Below are 19,676 nucleotides of genomic sequence, written 5' to 3' on the forward strand. Positions count from 1 at the left end.
ACACATTTTGGGAGGAAAATTTGAAGGCTAGCGCCCTTCGGTTGCTGGACCCCTTCTACGACCAATTCTCTGTACTCTACAGGGGACTGGTCATTCAATTTTTGTTGAATTCTAGTTTCATTATAAAATATGATGTAATTTTTGACAATATCTGTTATACTACCTCAGTTATGTTTCTCCACTTATGGAGATAGAAGGTTTCAGACTTGAGAACAGAGTGAAACCATTCGATACAGCCATTATCTGCTATTCGCCTCTTTTCTGAGAATTCTTACACTCCTGTTTCCAGCGATAAAGGTGGAGCGTTTGACGCCGAAACATTCTAAAATAATAGATACAGGGCACGTTTTCTTATACTCTTCTACTAGCTTGATAAGACTTACTTTGTCGATTCTTTTATCAAGCTCTGATACTTTTTTAGTAATTCTACCTGCAAACGTAACTGTTCCACTTCAGATAACTGTTTCATCCCTTTACCATAAGTATATTGTTTCCCCACGGGTTGGTAGAAACGGTACAATTCATCATTCTGATACCATCGCAACCAGTTCTTGACCTGACTAGCATTTTTGATGCTGAGGGTATCCATGATAACTTTATTTGATTTGCCTGCCTTCTTCATTTCGATACAGGCTAGCTTAGTTTCTACCGAATATGCTTTTTTGACCATAACAAAACACTCCTGTTTCTGGTTTACCAGATTTCAACAGAGTGTTTTCTTGTGTCTCATTTTATGAGTGCAGTGCCGACCCTAGGGATTCTTTCGTTCTCATATATACGTCATTAGTATAGGCTAATTTGATTTAAATTGCAAGAGAAATAACATTTTACATAAAAATCGGTGGATATTTTACAATTTTTGCATATAATAGAGCTAAAAAGCAACTAGTTTTAAGAATTCTTATCTAAAACATTCGGAAATTCCCCTTAACCGTAGCGGAAAGTTGTTTTCTTCTCCTATTTATAATAGACTATCACTAACATTAGATGAAAAGGTGACTCTATGACTATAAATCAACTGCTTCAAAAGCTGGAGCCTACTAGCCCTATCCTTCAAGCTAACTTTGGAATTGAACGAGAAAGTCTTCGTGTCGATAGACAGGGAAAATTAGCACATACGCCTCACCCTTCCTGCCTAGGAGCTCGAAGTTTCCACCCTTATATTCAAACAGATTTTTGTGAGTTTCAGATGGAACTCATCACACCAGTTGCTAAATCTACTACTGAGGCTCGTCGATTTCTTGGAGCCATTACCGATGTAGCTGGACGTTCCATCAGTAAAGATGAACTTCTCTGGCCCTTGTCCATGCCTCCTCGTATCAACGCCCAAGAAATCCAAGTTGCCCAACTGGAAAATGAATTTGAACGCCATTATCGTAACTACCTGGCCGAAAAATACGGAACTAAACTACAAGCTATCTCAGGTATCCACTATAATATGGAACTAGGGAAAGATTTGGTTGAAGCCCTATTCCAAGAAAGTGACCAGATTGATATAATTGCTTTCAAAAACGCCCTCTATCTTAAGCTGGCTCAGAACTATTTGCGCTATCGTTGGGTGATTACCTATCTCTTTGGTGCTGCACCTGTTGCTGAGCAAGGCTTCTTCGACCAAGAAGTGCCAGAACTCGTTCGTTCCTTCCGAAACAGCGACCATGGTTATGTCAATAAGGAAGAAATACAAGTATCTTTTGCAAGCCTAGAAGACTATGTCTCTGCCATCGAAAACTATATCGAACAAGGTGATTTGATTGCGGAAAAGGAATTTTACTCGGCTGTTCGTTTCCGTGGACAAAAGGTTAATCGCTCCTTCCTTGACAAGGGAATCACCTACCTAGAATTCCGTAACTTCGACCTCAACCCCTTTGAGCGTATCGGTATTAGCCAAACTACCATGGATACCGTACACCTACTCCTTCTAGCCTTCCTCTGGCTGGATGCCCCTGAAAATGTTGATCAGGCTCTGGCTCAAGGTCACGCGCTGAATGAAAAAATTGCCCTCTCTCATCCTTTAGAACCTCTACCTTCTGAAGCTGAAACTCAGAACATTACGACAGCTCTAGACCAACTGGTGCAACATTTTGGGCTTGGTGACTATCATCAAGGTCTGGTCAAACAAGTTAAAGATGCCTTTGCAGATCCCAGTCAGACACTAGCTGCTCAACTTCTTCCTCATATCAAAGACAAGTCCCTTTCTGACTTTGCCCTTGACAAGGCGCTTGCCTATCATGATTACGACTGGACTGCCCACTATGCCCTTAAGGGTTATGAGGAGATGGAACTTTCTACCCAGATGCTGCTCTTTGATGCCATTCAAAAAGGGCTTCATTTTGAAATCCTAGATGAGCAGGATCAATTCCTTAAACTCTGGCATAAAGATCATGTTGAGTACGTCAAAAATGGTAACATGACCTCAAAAGACAACTATGTAGTTCCTCTTGCCATGGCTAATAAAACCGTGACCAAAAAAATTCTGGCTGATGCTGGCTTCCCTGTCCCTGCCGGCGACGAATTTACCAGTCTAGAACAAGGTCTAGCCTACTATCCTCTTATCAAGGGCAAGCAAATTGTGGTTAAACCAAAATCAACCAACTTCGGTCTGGGCATTTCCATTTTCCAAGAGCCTGCCAGCCTTGATAACTATAAGAAAGCTCTCGAGATTGCCTTTGCAGAAGATACAGCTGTTCTTGTTGAAGAATTTATCCCAGGAACCGAATACCGTTTCTTCATTCTGGACGGGCGTTGTGAGTCTGTCCTCCTTCGTGTCGCTGCTAATGTTGTCGGTGATGGCAAACACACCATTCGTGAATTAGTCGCTCAGAAAAATGCCAATCCATTGCGAGGCCGTGACCACCGCTCACCTCTGGAAATCATTAAGCTAGGAGACATCGAACAATTGATGTTGACTCAGCAAGGTTATGCACCTGATGATATTCTCCCAGAAGGGAAAAAGGTCAATCTCCGCCGTAACTCCAACATCTCTACAGGTGGCGACTCTATTGATGTCACTGAGACCATGGATTCATCCTATCAAGAATTAGCTGCAGCTATGGCAACTAGCATGGGGGCCTGGGCTAGCGGGGTTGACCTCATCATTCCAGATAAAACTCAGCCTGCTAGCAAGGAAAAACCTCATTGCACTTGTATAGAGCTCAACTTCAATCCCGCTATGTATATTCACACCTATTGTGCTGAAGGTCCTGGACAAGCTATCACTCCAAAAATCCTAGACAAGCTTTTTCCAGAAGTTGCCACAAGTCAAACCTAAAACCTAATTCTTAGGAACAAACAAATCACCTTTATCTCGATGATATGATACCTCTTAAGTAGACAAGGTAAATACCTAAAATCTACGGGTCTTTGTCAACTGTAGTGGGTTGAAAAAAAGCTAAGCTCGAGAAAGGACAAATTCGTCCTTTCTTTTTTGATATTCAGAGCGATGAAAATTCGCTTCTTGCAGTTTTCAAAGTTCCGAAAGCCAAAGGCATTGCGTTTGATAAGTTTGATGAGATTATTAGTCGCTTCCAATTTTGCGTTGGAATAGGATAACTGAAGGGCATTGATGATTTTCCCTTTGTCCTTTAGAAATGTTTTAAAGACAGTCTGAAAAAGAGAATGAACCTTCTTTATATTGTTTTCAATGAGTCCAAAAAATTTCTCTGGTTCCTTATTCTGAAAGTGAAAAAGCAAGAGCTGATAGAGATTATAGTGGTATTTCAAGTCTTCTGAATAGCTCAAAAGCTTGTCTAGGACTTCTTTATTGCCTAAATTGTCAAATTAAGTTAGACTTTTCAAGTAACTCAGAAAAACTTGGTAGGGTGATTGAAATAGTTCTAATGGTAATTCATAGACTACCCTCTGTTCAGCTATTCCTCCTTCATCAGTAAAAAAAAATATTTCTCATGATGTCGCCAAACATGTTGTCCATAACCTTTTATTTCTTCAAACTTACTAACGTCTTCCCATTCTAGGTTTGTTGGTTTCATTTTATTCCTCTTTTACTTAAGTGGCGATACATAATCATCTGGAAGTTTGCCTCTCCAGTCAATCCACATTTGCTCAGCAATCGGAATTAATCTTTTAAGCTCTTCCTGAGTAAATAATTCTCTAGTTTCAGGTATATCAATTAATGATGTGGGACTCTCTTCTATTAAATCCTATTCTACCAAAAATATTCCCATGAATTCATACTAAAACAAAAAGAGAGCAGCAAACTGAGCTGCTCTCCATTTTGTTTATTTTTCTACCATTCCGCCTTTGATAAGACTGTCTTTCGTTACTGAATAACTAACTGTTTTGTCATCTAGGGGATTAAAGCCTGGTACGATTTCTTTTAATTTATTAAAATCGATTTTTGTGTAATCAATGGTATTGCGGATATAAAAGATTCCGTCTTTGTATTCTGATGTTAGTTCAAATCCATGGCCCATCAGATCTTTGAATTTTTCTTGGCTCTTAGCAACGGCTTCTTTCATGGTTTCAAGAGGGTTCTCACCAGGCACTTTTGAGACGTCGTAATCATCAACTTTTTCTTGTAATAACAAGGTATCTCCCTTGTAATACAAGGTGATAGTTGACTTACCTGCTTCATCACTCGTTTCGAGAACAGTTTTTTGTGCACCTGCTAGTGCATCTTCTTTTTTACTTTCATCAGTCGATGACTCTTTTGTCTTCTCTTTAGCAGATGATTTGCTTGTTGCTTTACTTGTCGCCTTAGTAGACGATGGACTAGTAGATTTTGTACTCTCTTTTTGTCCACAACCAGCTAAAAGAAGACCCGCTGTCAAGAAGACGGCTAACATTTTTGTGGTTTTATTCATTTTGAATACCTCACTTTTTTATGATGGTTAAGGAAATGACTGACGTCTGAAACGAGTCATTTAGCAAGATCAACTGTTGTTTTAAATGTTATTAGAAAAGTCTCAAAAATGATGTTCGCAGTCCCTCCTTATCGATCATTGTAGCCGTCTGGGTGGCTGGAATGCCAAGCCCAGGCTGTTTGAATGATAGTTTCGATATTGTCAAATTTTGATTGCCAACCGAGGATGGCACGCGCCTTCTCAGATGATGCGATCAGGGTATCTGGATCTCCTGGTCTGCGATCGGCTATCTCAAGTGGGATCGGATGTCCTGTAACCTTGCGGGCTGCTTCAACGATTTGAAGATTGGAGAATCCAGTCGATGAGCCCAGGTTAAAGGCGGTAGATGGGTTGCCGTTTCGGAGATACTCCACTGCTAAAAGATGGGCATCTGCCAAGTCAAATGGATGGACATAGTCCCGAACATTGGTGCCATCTGGTGTCTGGTAGTCATCTCCAAAAATAGAGATCTTCTCGCGTTTGCCTTGGGCCACTTGCAAGACGATCGGCAAGAGATGGGTCTCTGGTCCATGGTCTTCTCCGATGGATCCATCTGGCTTGGCACCCGCTACATTAAAGTAACGAAGGGGCACATACTTGATCCCGTAGGCTTGATCGGCCCAACGCATGATGGTTTCCATCATGAGCTTGCTTTCACCATAAGGGTTAATCGGTTTTTGTGGAGTGGTTTCAAGAATCGGAATTTCTTCTGGAATGCCGTAGGTGGCAGCAGTTGAAGAAAAGACGATGTAGTGTACCCCACATTCATGCATGACTTCCAAGAGCTTGACCATGCCTGCTGTATTGTTATCAAAATATTTCAATGGATCGGCCATGGACTCAGCGACCAGTGAGTAGGCCGCAAAGTGGATGACGGCGTCAATATCTGCATGTTCCTTAAAAACAGTGCGCATAAAGTCTTGATCCGCCAGATCTCCTTGGTAAAAGACGGCATCTGGATGCACCGCTGCACGGTGACCTGTGACCAGACTATCGACCACGACGACTTTTTCCTGTCCTTCATTGACCAAACGGTCCACCATATGGGAACCGATGTAACCAGCTCCTCCGAGTACGAGTATTGCCATTTGTTTTCCTTTCGCTTATTGTCTTCTCTCTTATTGTACCAAATTTCTGCCGCTTCTCCACACTTAAAGTGTCGCAACAAAGCGTCTAAAGGCAGCTTGTCCTTCTGATGTTCTCTTGTAGACTCCAGCATCTTCCAGCACGCGCGCAAAGATCTGGCCAACTGATTCACGGACAAGGGCCTCTGCCTCTGCTTCTTCTGTGATAGCTGGGTGAGTGGCTTTCAAATCATCTGCCCAAGGCTGGTGGTAGGTCGCTACCGTGCTCTCACGTCCAAGCAAATAGTCTTGAACCTGCTTGAGCTCTTCCTTGAGGCGAGGTGGCAAAATGGCCAAGCCCATGACTTCGATCAGGCCGATATTTTCTTTTTTGATGTGTTGCACATCCGCATGTGGGTGATAAATGCCATCGGGATGCTCTGGTGAGGTTTGGTTGTCACGGAGCACCAAGTCCAGTTCATAATGCCCATCACGAATTCGTGCAATGGGGGTAATGGTATGGTGGGGCTGACCGTCGGATGCCGCTAAGACTTGAACGGCTGGATCCGAGTAGCCTCGCCAGGCTGTTAGGATATGGTCTGCCAGGGCAATCAATTGCGCCTTGTTGTCCGATTGCAACCGGAGAACCGACATGGGCCAATTGACAATTCCTACCGATACAGCCTCAAATCCCTCAACGCTAAAGCTTTCCTCAACAGGAGCTAGCTCCATAGGGAAGGTATGGCGTCCGCCTTGGTAATGGTCATGAGTCAGGATGGATCCCCCTACAATGGGCAGGTCTGCATTGGACCCTGCAAAATAGCCTGGGAAAGTCTCGACAATGGTCAAGAGTCGCTCAAAGGTCTTGCGGCTAATGGCCATAGGAACATGCTGGCTATCGAGGAAAATGCAGTGTTCATTGAAGTAGGCATAAGGGGAATATTGAAAGCCCCAATCATGACCGTCCATATCAAAGCGAATAATCCTGTGATTAGCCCGGGCTGGATGGTCTAGGCGACCTTGATAGCCTTCATTTTCAAAACACAATTGGCAGGCTGGATAATGACTAGCTTTGGCAAGCTTGGCCGCCGCAATGTCTTTAGGATCTTTTTCAGGTTTTGACAGATTAATGGTGATTTCAAGAGAACCGTAGGGAGTTTCTGCCTCAAAGGCAATGTTTTGCGCAATGGCTTTGACTTTGATGTAATCATTGCGCTTAGAGAGGGCATAGAAATCTGCAATCGCGTCTTCTTTGGACTGACGGTAGGTCTCCCAAAAGCGATGGTTGACCTGACTAGGGCTAGGGGTGATCCAATCCATCAACTCCGCACCCAAACTGTCTTTTGCGGCCATACCATCCTGGATCTTGCTATTTGCAACAGCGATCTCTACCAGCTGATCTTTGAGTGCGATCAACTCTTCTTTTTGGGCTGGAGCATCTAGCCCTTCTTCTCCAACGCGACTCATGATGCGATTTTTTAGATAAATCCGATCCATCTCTTCGTAGTCACTCGCCGCAATGACGGCTGTGACAAATGCATCTAATACCTGTTCTGTCATCCTATCTCCTTTTTAATCAAGCACCCGTGTTCCTGCCGCAACCTCTGCAATATAGAAGCTTGGCGCATAGCCAACGACTTCTTCATAGCGTTTGCCGACAGCTTCTTTAAATGCTTCAACCTTATCTTTGTTTACGAGGGCAATGGCACAACCACCAAAGCCTGCTCCAGTCATACGAGCGCCCAAGACGCCTTCTTGTTCCCAGGCTGTATGCACCAAGGTATCCAATTCTAGACCTGTCACTTCGTAGTCATGCTCCAAGGATACGTGGGAAGCGTTCATGAGACGGCCAAAGCCTTCCAAATCACCTGCTTCAAGTGCCTTACGAGCTTGGAGGGTCCGTTGGTTTTCAAGTACAGCATGGCGAGCTCGTTTGATGCGATTTTCATCCTTGATCAAGTAGCTGTAGACATCAAAAGCCCAGAGATCCAATTCCCCTAAGGTTTGGATATCCAATTTTTCTTGGAGTTCAGAGACGGCAGTTTCACATTCCGCACGGCGTTCATTGTATTTTGAATCCGCTAATTCCCGGCGTTTGTTGGTATTCATGATGACCACGACATTGTCTTTGAGGTCCAGCGGTACCAGATCATACTCTAGGGTGTTGGTATCGAGATAAATAGCCCGTTGATCAGCTCCCATACCGATGGCAAATTGGTCCATGATCCCAGAGTTAACTCCGATGAAGTGATTTTCGGTTTGTTTCCCGATCTTGACCAGATCTAGACGATCTAACTGAAGATCATATAGTTTCTCAGCGATGACGCCAATCAAGAGCTCAAGCGATGCTGAAGAAGAAAGACCGGATCCGTTTGGAATATTGCCGTAGACATAGACATCCATACCGCTATCAATGACATGACCAGCTTCTTGCAAGAAGTGGAGCACGCCTTTTGGATAGTTGGTCCAGTTGTGCTCTTTTTCAAAGTGGAGATTTTCAAGTGGAACTTCAATGATCCCCTTGTCTTCAAAGTTTCCTGAGAAGAAACGCAAGACCTTATCCTCACGCTTTCTTGCAGCTCCGTAGGTACCAAGTGTGATGGCTGCTGGGAAAACATGACCACCATTATAGTCCGTGTGTTCACCGATCAGATTGATCCGTCCTGGTGAAAAGAAAGTGTGGTCAGCCTTTTCCCCAAAGACAGCCTGGAATTTTGCTTGTAAATCTTGAGATGTGATTGTTGTCGTCATGAGAAACTCCTTTAGTTTTGTAAACGTTTTTATACTTGTATTATATCTGATCAGAAGTAAAAGTTCAAGTATTTTTAGTAAAATTTTATTAATTTTTTATTTTAAGTTAAAAAAGCATAGAAGAGAGGGTTTTGTCCTATTTCAACCTCTAGTCACTTTTGTCTATTTTAAGTTAATTTTAGTAAATTTTTACCAAAAAATCTCAATTGGGAGGACACCCAATTGAGATTTTAAAAGATTTTAAAACACCATTTCTCGACCATTTTCTGTCACTTGGTAAGTGCCCTCAGCAAGATTGATTCGGGCTACTGCTGTGGCGGTCTGGTCTTTGTTTTGGCGCGTGATGACAATGGTATGATCATCTGGTGTTTCCACCTCAATGCTTCCTTCTAGATCAAAAGCTTTCGAGTTATTCCGGAAGCTAAAGAGTTTGAGAAGGGATTGCACGACTGGACGCTCTACTTCTTTAGCGATTTCTTCATTGCTGTAGTAATGACGGTTGATATTGCGGCCTTCTTTGGTGTTTTCTAAGAGTTCCAAATCATTCTTCCCAGCTAGGAATCCAACATAATAAACCTGTGGAATGCCTGGCGCAAAAGCTTGAATCAAACGGGCTAGGAAGTATTTACGATCATCATCTCCTAGTGCTGAATAGTAGGTCGAATTGATTTGGTAGATGTCCAAGTTGTTGTATTCTGCTGTGGAATATTTGCGTTTAACATTTGCCCCTACCTTATAGAGCTCATTTGAAGCATAGTCAATCTCTTCATCTGTCAAGATATCCTTGACATCGACCACCCCAATCCCATCATGGGTATCGAGCGTCGTGAACTGCTTCATCGGACTCATCTTCAACCACTTGGCAAGGCGCTCCACTTTTGAACTATAGAGGCTATAGAGGGTTACCATGGGTAGCGCGAAGTCATAGACATAATAGTCGTGATCGGCAATCTTAAATTGAATGGAATAGTGCTCATGAATCTCTGGCAAGAGCTCAGCACCGTAGCTGGCCGCCATATCGCGCACCTTATCCAACAAATCCCAAATGTCTGGCTCTACGAAGAAATCATTGGTATCCAATTTCTTGACCGCATAGGCAAAGGCATCTAGACGAATGAGGTCACAGCCATTGCTTGCCAGGTGTTCGATGGTCTTGCGAATAAAGTCCATGGTCACTTCCTTGGTCACGTCTAGGTCAATCTGCTCTTCCCCGAAAGTATTCCAGAGATGCTCAGTCGTCCCATCCGCAAAAGTGATTTCTTGCTTGGGAGCTCGGTCTTTCCGCTTATAAATCAAATCTACATCTGCTTGAGTTGGGCGATTCTCTGGCCAGAACTTGTCCCAGTTGAGAAAGAGATCTTTATAGGCACTTTGGTCATGCTTTTCTTGGTAATCTTTATAATACTTAGACTGACGAGAAATGTGATTGATCATAAAGTCAAACATAAGATAGTACTTGTCACCCAAGCGTTTGACATCTTCCCAATCTCCAAAGGCTGGATCCACTTGGTCATAGTCTACAGGCGCAAAGCCACGGTCACCAGTTGATGGGAAAAATGGCAAGAGGTGAACCCCACCTACTGCATCCCCAAAGTGCTTCTCCAGATTTTCATAGAGATCCTTCAGGTTATTTCCTAAGCTATCTGAATAAGTAATTAACATGGTTTTGTTTTGAATTGGCATAATGGTTTCCTTTTCTTTTTTTGAAAGCCAAGTCTTAAGAGACCTGGCTTTCTTGAGTTTATATTTTTTAATATTTGCTTCATAGGATACGATTGAAGTCAGCAAGCTGAATCGTTACTTTGTATCTGGAATTGAACACGCCCTAAGCTCTGTGTGAAAAAGATGAATCTTCAAAGAAGCCAAGGCTTCTTATTCAGATTCCCTATTTTCACTGTGAGCTTTTGACGGGCTTTGTATCTTGTTATTTCACTGCGCCGTTGCTCATTCCTGCGATGATATGGCGTTGGAAGAAGAGATAGACAATGGTGATACTGATAATGCCGACAACGTAGGAAGCAAAGCTTGGTCCGTAGTCGTTGAAATATTGGCCTGCGTAGTTGTATTGGAACAAAGGCAGGGTCCACATTTTTGAATCGCGGTTCAAGACAAGGAGTGGCAACATGAAGTCATTCCAGAACCAAAGGGCATTGATGATCATGGTTGTCGCATGCATCGGTTTCATCATTGGGAAGATGATACGGAAATAAGTTGTAAACTTATTAGCCCCATCGATCTCTGCTGCTTCATCCAAACTTTCTGGGATAGAGATTTTGATATACCCCACATAGAGAAAGAGGGTCTGTGGAATCGCATAGGTCAAGTAGAGCAAGATCAAACCAAAGGTGTTAGCCAAACCGAGTTTACTCATCATAACCGTAATCGGAATCATGATGACTTGGAAAGGTACAAAGATCCCAAGAATCAAGAGGGTGTACATGATGGTAAAGGCTTTTCTCTTACTCATATTACGAGCGATGGAGTAGGCCGCCATGGGGATAAAGATCATTACTGCAAGTAAAGACAAGACAGTGATGACGACTGAGTTCCAATAATAGCCTCCGATTCCATCTGACAAGAGACGGCTAAAGTTGTCCCATGTGAAGTTGGTTGGGAATCCAAAGAAATTATCTACAATATCTTTGGTGGGTTTAAAGGAACTAAAGAGGGTGGCAAGGAGCGGCACTAAAATCAGAACCGATCCTAGAATCAATAGAATATATTTGCCAATCAAGGCTTTTCTTTCATCTTGTTTCATCGTGCTTCTCCTCTTAAATTTCAAATTTCTTAGATACTCTCAATTGGATGATTGAAATCACTACAATCAAGAAGAACAAGATTACGGCAATGGCATTGGCATAACCGAATTGGTTGTTTTTAAAGGCATAGTTATAAACCAAGAGCCCAAGTGAAGTTGTGGCATTGTTTGGACCACCACCGGTCATGGCAAAGACTTGGTCAAAGGCAGTCAGCCCACCTTTTAGGGCTAGGATAAAGACCATAGAGACACTTGGTAGCAAGTAAGGCAATTCAACATTCCAGAAGACTTGCTTGCTCGTCGCACCATCGATTCTTGCTGCTTCTGTAATTTCAGATGGGATAGATTGCAGACCAGCTAGGAAGATAATGATGGGCATGGCCACCCCTTGCCAAAGAAGGACAAAGACAGCCGCGAAGATCGCTCCCCACTTAGTCCCTAAAAGACTGGTTTGAAGAAACTCGATATGAAGGGCATTCCCAATTGCTGGAAGACCGTAGTTGAAGACTTGTTTGAAAATCAGAGCCACTGTCAAACCAGACAAAACTGCTGGGAAGAAGAACCAAGCACGGAAGAAGGTTTGGCCTTTGATCTTAGAGTTCAAGACACGCGCAATGAAGATCCCAAGGGCAATCTCACCAACTACCATAGCAATCGTGATGATTGCAGTAAAGCCAATAGCATTCATGAATTTTGGATCCATAAAGAGGAGCTTAAAGTTGTTCAAGCCGACAAACTTGTAGTTATAGGTCAAACCTGTCCAGTTGGTAAAACTGTAAAAGGCTCCTTGGAACATTGGCACATAGAAGAAAATTGCTTGTAATAAGAGGGGAATGACCACAAAAGCCCATGCCCAATATTTTTGTAATACTTTTTTCATTGTCTCTCTACTCCTAATCCACATCCGCTTTCATCGGGTTAAAGAAGGCATTCAAATCATTGACCATTCCTTGTTTATCACCTGTCAAGACATAGTTCATCGTCAAGGTATGGAAGTCTGCTTCACTGGTCCAGTATTGTTGCAACCAGACCAAGTGACGATCTGTAAAGGCATATTTGGTCATCCCAGCAAGCGGTGAATCCTCTCCTGCTTGTTTGACCCCTTCGATCGCTGTTGGAGATCCGTCCACATCATAGTACTTTTGCATGACTTCTGGACGGGTCATGTATTCCACAAAGGCATTGGCTTCTTTTGGATGTTTGGTAGTAGCTGAGATAGACCATGCTAAGTCTCCCGCACCAACGGTTAAGCTTTGTCCTTTTTCTTTCCCTGGAATCATGAAAGTCCCAATCTTAAATTTCGGTTTTTGTTCATTGATCGCGGTGATAGCCCAAGATCCATTTGGTGTCATGAGGACATCTCCACGCGCGAAGGCTCCGATAACGTCTGTATAACCTGCACCTTCCCAATTCTTTTGCTTCGAACCTTTAATGCGAAGGATATCCATGACCTTGATGTCATCCTTCATAATCGGATCAGACAATTTAATGGAATTTGGCTGAGAATAACGAAGGTATTGGTTGGCTTCTTTTCCCCCACCTGCTGCTGTAGCAAAGGCCAATTGATTGTAACCATTGAGGGTCCAAGCTTCTGCTCCTGCAATCCCAAATGGAGTTTGTCCTTTGGCAACGATGTCTTTTACTAACTGTTCAAATTCGTCCCAGGTTTCAGGAACCTTCAAGCCCAATTCTTCGAATTTATCTTTGTTGTAGTAGATTCCGTAAGCATTGGCTGTGAAAGGAACGTTGTAGACTTTTCCGTTTACAGCATATTTTTCAGCGTAGCCGTTTTTTACGCGTTTGAGATAATCTTTATTGCTCAAATCTTCGAAGACACCCGCTTTTGCCCATTCTTGCAATTCAATGGACTGTGGGTAAATATTGACTACATCTGGCACATCCCCTGCGAGGACACGTGTCTTCAACACCTCACCAGCGTTTGGTACATTGACAACTTTGACCTTAACCTTTGGATTTTCCTTTTCAAAATCACGCGCGATTTCTTCCAAGGTTTTGGTCATTTCTTTTTTCTGGTTGAAATACTCTATGGTCACTGTGCCATCCGCAGATTTTCCATCGTTGGAGCAAGCACCGAGCCCAAACAAGGCTAGGCCTGTAGTCGCAAGAAGTCCGATTTTTTTATACCATTTCATTTGGCTGTCTCCTTTTATTTTTTGACAAAAACATATTGTTTAGTGAGGAAATCTCCCTGAGGAAGAACGACGGTTAAGCCGGCGTACATGAGCTCAGCTCCTGAATAGACTTGGTCCGTCCCTTCTAAGCGATAGAGCGCATCTTCTTCCAATCCTTTGAGTTTCAGGGTCGGCTCGATCTCCTCAACCGTTGATAAGACCCGTACATAAGTTACAACCGTGCGATCTTGATAGGTGAACTGGACGGCTGCTTGATTGCTACCTTGGCTTGGATTGATCAAGCGGTAGTGTTTTCCGAACTGAACAACTGGTCGAATCGTTTTATAATGAGCGACTTGAGCTGCAATCCTATCCAACTCTTCTTGCGGAAGACTGGTTAGATCCAATTCATAGCCCAGATTTCCCATCATAGCTACATGACCTCGCGTTTCAAGTGGTGTGATCCGTCCCATCTGGTGATTTGGAACAGCTGATACGTGAGCCCCCATAGAAATGGTAGGATAGAGGTAGCTAGAACCGTACTGGATCGGAAGTCTGGCAATGGCATCCGTATTGTCACTCGCCCAGACCTGAGGGAAGTACCGCATCATACCGAGGTCATTGCGGCCACCGCCTCCAGAGCAAGACTCAAAGAGAATGTTCTCATACTTCTCTGTTAAGGAAGAAACCACTTCATAGAGGCCCAAGATATACGCATGGGATTGCATCTTGGTTTCAAGGTAGGTTTTACCATTTCCAAGTTTGGTGATATTGCGGTTCATATCCCATTTGATATAGTCGATCTTATGGTTTCCAAGTAAGTCATCCAAGACCTGCTTGATATAAGAAACCACTTCTTTATTTGCGAAATCGAGTACTAGTTGATTCCGTGAATAGGTGTGTTCATAGCCTGGGACTTGAATAGCCCAGTCCGGATGAGCCCGATAGAGGTCGCTATCAACAGAAATCATTTCTGGCTCCACCCAAAGGCCAAATTGAAGTCCCTTGTCGTGGATGCCTTGGATCAGTTCTGCTAGGCTTCCCCCTAATTTTTCTTCATTGACAGTCCAGTCACCGAGAGCCCGATTATCATCATAGCGATTGCCAAACCAGCCATCATCAAGAACAAAGAGTTCGATTCCCACTTTTTGAGCCTCATCTGCTAGCTCCAATAATTTTTCTTTCTTAAAATCAAAGTAGGTTGCTTCCCAGTTGTTGATCAGAATTGGACGTTCTTTATGGGCAAACTGGGTTGGAATGATATGGTTTTGGACAAATGCTTGGCTCTCTTGACTGAGTCCGGTCAATCCCTTATGTGAGTAGCTGATCATGGCCACTGGGGTATCAAAGCTCTGATTCGGCGCCAACTCCCAGGAGAAGTTTTCAGGATTAATCCCCAATCCAACCCGGACTTCATTGAGTTGATTCTTTTGAACAAATCCTTCAAAATTCCCACTGTAGAGCAGTTGGAAGGCAAGAGCTGAACCGGCATCTTCGGTCACTTCATGATCAGCAAGGATCAGGGCTGGGGTCTGGGCGTGTCCAGAAGCACCACGGTTGGAGCTGATGGAGAAGATTCCTTGCTCCACTTGCTGACGGCGGACTGTTTTTTCTCTCGCATAGGCCCCTTGAAGGGTGATGACATCATAGTCACCCGCTGGGACATCGGCCAACACACTGAGAGCCTTGTGGATCACGACGGTTTCATCACTGCAGTTTTCAATCTTTGAAAAGCTAGTGATGGTTGCCCGATCTTCGTAGGCTGTGTAATAGAGGGTCAAACGCAGGGCCGCTTGATCATCTTCAAAGACCAAGGCCAAGGTTTCAGCCTGATCTACCGAGTGAGGATTGGGAAGACCAGTTGCCTCGACACTGCCAGAGTAGATATTGGCTCCGACATAGAGGAAATCCGTCACCTCTGTAACGCCGTGCTGGATTTGAATCGACGGCTTTCGAAAATCTCCAAGCCCATGCTGTCCCAAGACCTGACGCTGGGTATCTAGACTAAAGATGCGATTGTCAGGTGTTGGATTTCCAGAGAAAGCATGATCTCTCTCATTTACGGTATTGGAAAAATGATAAGACGGGATCGGACGCCCCAGATGCTTAAGCATCAGGTAGCCATCTCGATTTTCAAGGATCAGGCTCAGTCCCTTACTTTCTACATAGAACAAATTCTGTTCGATACGAATTGCCATATCTTCCTCCATTGGACCCGAAAAATATCACTATGTATTTTTAAATTTGGTTCCAATAACTTTCTTTTTTAGCATGTCTTTATTTTACTCATTGTAAACGCTTCCGAAAATAGAATTTTGTTGCACATATATGGTAAAATGTTAGGTAGGAGGTTCAACCATGTCAGTCTTTTCTGAATACCAAACCGACACTATTGACCTAGCCCTTGATTTTTATGGCTACGAAGATTGTCCGAAGAATTATGAATTTGGTCCTAGCGTCCGAGATAATTTTGTCCTGCATTTTGTTACCAAGGGAAAGGGAGTCTTCCACTTTGAAAAAAAAGAAATCCACCTAGAAGCTGGGGATCTCTTTCTTCTTCCAAAAAATAAGGTGACCTACTACCAGGCAGACGCTGAAGAGCCTTGGTCCTACTACTGGATTGGCATCAGTGGCACCAAGGTAAGTGATTTCATGCGCTTTTCAACCCTACATGCAAAAGGCTATCTAAAGAAAACAGAGGTGGACACAGAGCGGATTGGCCTGTTTATGGAGCAACTCGTCCACAAAGCAGAGGCTTCAAAGATGACTTCGCACTACCAACTCCACCTTCTCTCTCAGATCTATGAACTGCTATTTCTTATCAGTGAAGTGGCTCCCGATATCCATCGGAGCCATCCATCTCCCACCTATCAGCTCTATCTGACCTGCAAGCATATGATTGAGACGCATTACAATAAAGATCATCTAAGTATTCAAGAGATCGCTGATGACCTCAATGTCCATCGCTCCTATCTGACAACTGTCTTTAAGGAGTTTCACCAGATCTCTCCCAAGGAATTCTTGCACTCGGTCCGCATGCAGCGTGCCCAGCAGTTACTGACCAACACAGACGAGAGCATCAAGATTGTGGCTTACTCAGTGGGCTTTTCAGATCCCCTCTATTTTTCAAAGGCTTTTAAGGCCTATAGCCAACTGACTCCTAGCCAATATCGCAACAAACATAAAATTTAGTAAAATTTTATTTCTTTTTACTAGTTTTTAGAGTATACTGGAAGTAGAAATCAATAAAGGATGAACTATGGCAACGATTAAAGACATTGCGGAAAAAGCAGGCGTTTCTCAGGCAACAGTCTCTCGCGTTCTCAACCAGGATGCGACCTTATCGGTTGGGGAAGACACGCGCAGTCGGATTCTTCGCATCGCTGAGGCCCTGCATTACCAAAAGAAAAGCCGCAAAACAGCGCCTCAACCAGTTGAAGATTTTCATAAAATCGTCATCTTTGAATGGTACACACGCGAAGAAGAATTAGATGACCTCTACTACTATTCCATTCGGATGGGATTAGAAAAACAAGCCCAGGAATTAGGCTATGAGATCTTTCGTATCTTCAATAATGACGATTGGTCCTTGATTCAAGAGGCAGACGGCATCATCGCTCTTGGAAAATTCAGTCCCAAGACCATTCGAGATCTAGAAAGCTACGGCAAACCCCTTATTTTTGTCGATAGCAATACCCTCTATTTAGGGCATTCCTGTGTGACGACCGATTTAGAAGATTCTGTCATCACTGCTCTCGAGTACTTTCTTGAGCAGGGCCACAAGGAGATCGGGCTCTTGGTCGGGCAGGAAGAGACGGCAGATGCGACACCGCTTCAGATGGATCCCCGTCAACGAACCTTTCAACAGTATCTCACGGAAAAAGGACTTTATGAGGAGCGCTTTGTCTCTGTTGGTCAATTCTCGACTGAGTCGGGCTATCAGATGATGGAGCAACTGATTCAAGCATTGGGCGATGACTTGCCAACTGCCTTTTTCATGGCTAGTGATGCCTTAGCTGTCGGAGCCCTTCGCTCTCTTCAGGAGCATCAAATCGCAGTTCCTGAGCGCGTCAGTCTCATTTCCTTCAATGATACATCGATTGCTAAGTACGTCTTTCCTGCCCTTTCTACAGTAACCGTCTATACAGAAGAAATGGGTAAACAAGCCATTCAAATGCTACGGCAAACCTTTCAAGGGGCTCAACCAAGTGTTCCCTATATGGTTAAATTAGCCACCAAACTGACGATTCGTGACAGCAGTCGCTAGGAGGTCCTATGAAAACACATGAAATCCTCTTTCAAACCCTTTCTCAGGCAGATGATTATGTCAACGGGGAGCAGCTGGCGCAAGAACTAGGCGTTTCCCGCACCTCCATCTGGAAGGCTATTCAGCGCCTGGAAAAAGATGGGGTCGTCATCGAGTCCCTCAAAAAGAAGGGCTACAAACTGGTCTCAGGCGATATTCTGCTTCCTGAGATCATCGCAAGCAATACCCAGTTGACCGTGTCCTTGAATGAAGACTGTGGTTCCACCCAATTGGATGCAAAATTAGGCATAGAAAGCCATCAAGAAGGCAAGGCGCTCTACCTGGCCAATTCGCAATCTGCAGGAAAAGGCCGCTTTGGTCGTGACTACTACTGCCCCGATCAAGGAGGCATCTATATGTCCCTTCACCTCAAACCTCAACTGCCACCTGCGGAGCTCCCTCCTTATACCCTCATGGTCGCTGGAGCCATCTACAAGGCTATTAAAAACCTGACCCTAATCGATATCGATATCAAATGGGTCAATGATATTTACTACCGCCATAAAAAAATTGGGGGAATCCTTACCGAAGCTATCACGTCGATTGAGACTGGTCTTGTCACGGATGTCATTATCGGAGTCGGTCTCAATTTAGCCATCCCTACTTTTCCAGATAAGCTACAAACCAAGGCTGGTTCCTTATTTGAAGGAACTTGTCCCATCACTCGCAATGACCTCATCAGTGAGATCTGGAAGGAATTCTTCCAAACGGATGTCGATGAACTGGTCTACCTCTACAAAGAGCGCTCCTTGGTCCTAGGACGAACCGTCACCTTTGAGCAGAACCAGCAAACCTATCAGGGCCTCGCCAAAGATATCTCTGATACCGGCCAACTCTTGGTCCAATTAGACAATCAAGAAGAAATCTGGCTCAATAGCGGCGAAATCTCCCTCAAGCAGTGGAATCTATAAAACAGAGCTCACAACTCACAAAAGAGTCTGGGACAAAACGCTGTCTCAGACTCTTTTGTGTGAAGAAATATCAAAAATTTTTAAACCAATTCTTGATAAATTCTAAGCATATATCTAGTAGGAATTTGATAAATAATAATACAATTCCAATCTTCACAAACATGTAATATTTAAATGTGGTGTCATCAAATTCATTCACAAAAATCGGAAAGGTGAGAATATTAGACGGATTGATAAGAAAATATAGTGAGATACAAATGGATAAAACCAGCGCTACTATAAAAAATTTTTTATGTATTTGCATTTTTTACCTTTTCCTTTCTTGTTTTACAACATTAATTACCAATCACCAATTTTATATAGCCTGATTCATTCTTTTCCTCCTCTTTCTAACAGGCTATTTTATAGTTCTTACACCTTCATCATATACAAATTTCAAAATAATACAAGTCTGTTTTTCTAATTATTTTTATGGTATAATAATAAAGTTGGAGTGATAAATAAAAGCTCAGCAACTATCTTAGTAAACTCTATAAAATTAACTTTTTAGATAACAGCGTGATATATTTAAGCTACTAAACAGTTCAATTCAGTATGTTTTTTGCCCTACTTTTTAATCATGATATTGAAAATACCTAAAAGCGCCTTCCGAAATTCAATTAAATTTCAACATTTTTAATTACTCTCAATATGAAAGTTCTTTCCAAATCCATGCAGGGGGCATCTAAATCAACAGGAAAAGCCTTGAAATCAAGGCTTTTTTTCTTGTCTATAGCAGATTTATTTTTGTATTCATTAACAATTAATAATTGAGAAACAAATTGAACACAGTAAACAAATCCGATACCTTCATACTCTACCAAACACCATCCCCATATTATTCCTCCACTTGTGG

At 43.1% G+C, this 19,676-nt stretch carries 14 protein-coding genes and 3 pseudogenes; 4 read left to right on the top strand and 13 right to left on the bottom strand.

Features of this window, described 5'->3' with window-relative positions; all coding sequences use genetic code 11:
- Positions 1-77: 77 nt before the first annotated feature.
- Both HMPREF1195_RS11420 and HMPREF1195_RS03820 read right to left on the bottom strand, forming a co-directional pair.
- Positions 78-158: pseudogene (locus HMPREF1195_RS11420) on the bottom strand (IS3 family transposase); the annotation flags it as partial.
- A gap of 257 nt (positions 159-415) precedes the next feature.
- A pseudogene (locus HMPREF1195_RS03820) lies at positions 416-670 on the bottom strand (hypothetical protein); the annotation flags it as partial.
- A 333-nt stretch (positions 671-1,003) separates the two neighbouring features.
- Here HMPREF1195_RS03820 and gshAB point away from each other — a divergent pair.
- Positions 1,004-3,268, top strand: a complete 2,265-nt coding sequence (gene gshAB / locus HMPREF1195_RS03825; RefSeq protein ID WP_023918437.1) for a bifunctional glutamate--cysteine ligase GshA/glutathione synthetase GshB — start codon at positions 1,004-1,006, stop codon at positions 3,266-3,268.
- A gap of 120 nt (positions 3,269-3,388) precedes the next feature.
- Here the strand turns inward: gshAB and HMPREF1195_RS03830 are convergent.
- The 10 genes and pseudogenes from HMPREF1195_RS03830 to HMPREF1195_RS03880 all read right to left on the bottom strand — a co-directional run.
- Positions 3,389-3,771: pseudogene (locus HMPREF1195_RS03830) on the bottom strand (transposase); the annotation flags it as partial.
- A gap of 464 nt (positions 3,772-4,235) precedes the next feature.
- A complete protein-coding gene (locus tag HMPREF1195_RS03840) occupies positions 4,236-4,820 on the bottom strand; it encodes a DUF1307 domain-containing protein (protein ID WP_023918440.1) in 585 nt (194 codons plus the stop codon).
- Between the two features lie 128 nt (positions 4,821-4,948).
- On the bottom strand, positions 4,949-5,947 hold the full coding sequence (gene galE, locus HMPREF1195_RS03845; protein ID WP_023918442.1) for a UDP-glucose 4-epimerase GalE: 999 nt from the start codon (positions 5,945-5,947) through the stop codon (positions 4,949-4,951).
- 63 nt (positions 5,948-6,010) lie between these two features.
- Positions 6,011-7,483, bottom strand: coding sequence for a UDP-glucose--hexose-1-phosphate uridylyltransferase (gene galT / locus HMPREF1195_RS03850; RefSeq protein WP_003007822.1), 1,473 nt, complete (start codon positions 7,481-7,483; stop codon positions 6,011-6,013).
- Between the two features lie 12 nt (positions 7,484-7,495).
- Positions 7,496-8,674 (bottom strand): galactokinase, encoded by a 1,179-nt coding sequence (locus HMPREF1195_RS03855; protein WP_023918444.1) that lies wholly within the window; start codon positions 8,672-8,674, stop codon positions 7,496-7,498.
- A 240-nt stretch (positions 8,675-8,914) separates the two neighbouring features.
- Entirely contained in the window at positions 8,915-10,357 is a 1,443-nt protein-coding gene (gtfA, locus tag HMPREF1195_RS03860; RefSeq protein ID WP_023918446.1) for a sucrose phosphorylase, read from the bottom strand.
- Between the two features lie 241 nt (positions 10,358-10,598).
- A complete protein-coding gene (locus HMPREF1195_RS03865) occupies positions 10,599-11,432 on the bottom strand; it encodes a carbohydrate ABC transporter permease (protein ID WP_023918448.1) in 834 nt (277 codons plus the stop codon).
- 13 nt (positions 11,433-11,445) lie between these two features.
- The gene (locus HMPREF1195_RS03870; RefSeq protein WP_021153464.1) at positions 11,446-12,312 is read right to left on the bottom strand and encodes a carbohydrate ABC transporter permease; all 867 of its coding nucleotides are present in this window, start codon (positions 12,310-12,312) and stop codon (positions 11,446-11,448) included.
- Between the two features lie 13 nt (positions 12,313-12,325).
- On the bottom strand, positions 12,326-13,585 hold the full coding sequence (locus tag HMPREF1195_RS03875; protein WP_003007827.1) for an extracellular solute-binding protein: 1,260 nt from the start codon (positions 13,583-13,585) through the stop codon (positions 12,326-12,328).
- Positions 13,586-13,599: 14 nt separating this feature from the next.
- A complete protein-coding gene (locus HMPREF1195_RS03880) occupies positions 13,600-15,762 on the bottom strand; it encodes an alpha-galactosidase (protein WP_023918450.1) in 2,163 nt (720 codons plus the stop codon).
- 160 nt (positions 15,763-15,922) lie between these two features.
- On the opposite strand from HMPREF1195_RS03880, the gene HMPREF1195_RS03885 reads away from it, so the two are divergent.
- From HMPREF1195_RS03885 to birA, 3 genes are all read left to right on the top strand, one after another.
- Positions 15,923-16,756, top strand: a complete 834-nt coding sequence (locus tag HMPREF1195_RS03885; protein ID WP_023918452.1) for an AraC family transcriptional regulator — start codon at positions 15,923-15,925, stop codon at positions 16,754-16,756.
- Positions 16,757-16,823: 67 nt separating this feature from the next.
- Entirely contained in the window at positions 16,824-17,831 is a 1,008-nt protein-coding gene (locus HMPREF1195_RS03890; RefSeq protein ID WP_023918454.1) for a LacI family DNA-binding transcriptional regulator, read from the top strand.
- An 8-nt stretch (positions 17,832-17,839) separates the two neighbouring features.
- On the top strand, positions 17,840-18,781 hold the full coding sequence (birA, locus tag HMPREF1195_RS03895) for a bifunctional biotin--[acetyl-CoA-carboxylase] ligase/biotin operon repressor BirA (protein WP_023918456.1): 942 nt from the start codon (positions 17,840-17,842) through the stop codon (positions 18,779-18,781).
- A 659-nt stretch (positions 18,782-19,440) separates the two neighbouring features.
- Here the strand turns inward: birA and HMPREF1195_RS03905 are convergent.
- Positions 19,441-19,644, bottom strand: coding sequence for a hypothetical protein (locus HMPREF1195_RS03905; protein WP_037599354.1), 204 nt, complete (start codon positions 19,642-19,644; stop codon positions 19,441-19,443).
- Between the last annotated feature and the right edge of the window lie 32 nt (positions 19,645-19,676).

Origin of the sequence: Streptococcus parasanguinis CC87K, assembly GCF_000507765.1 — a bacterium.
Taxonomy (GTDB): domain Bacteria; phylum Bacillota; class Bacilli; order Lactobacillales; family Streptococcaceae; genus Streptococcus; species Streptococcus parasanguinis_J.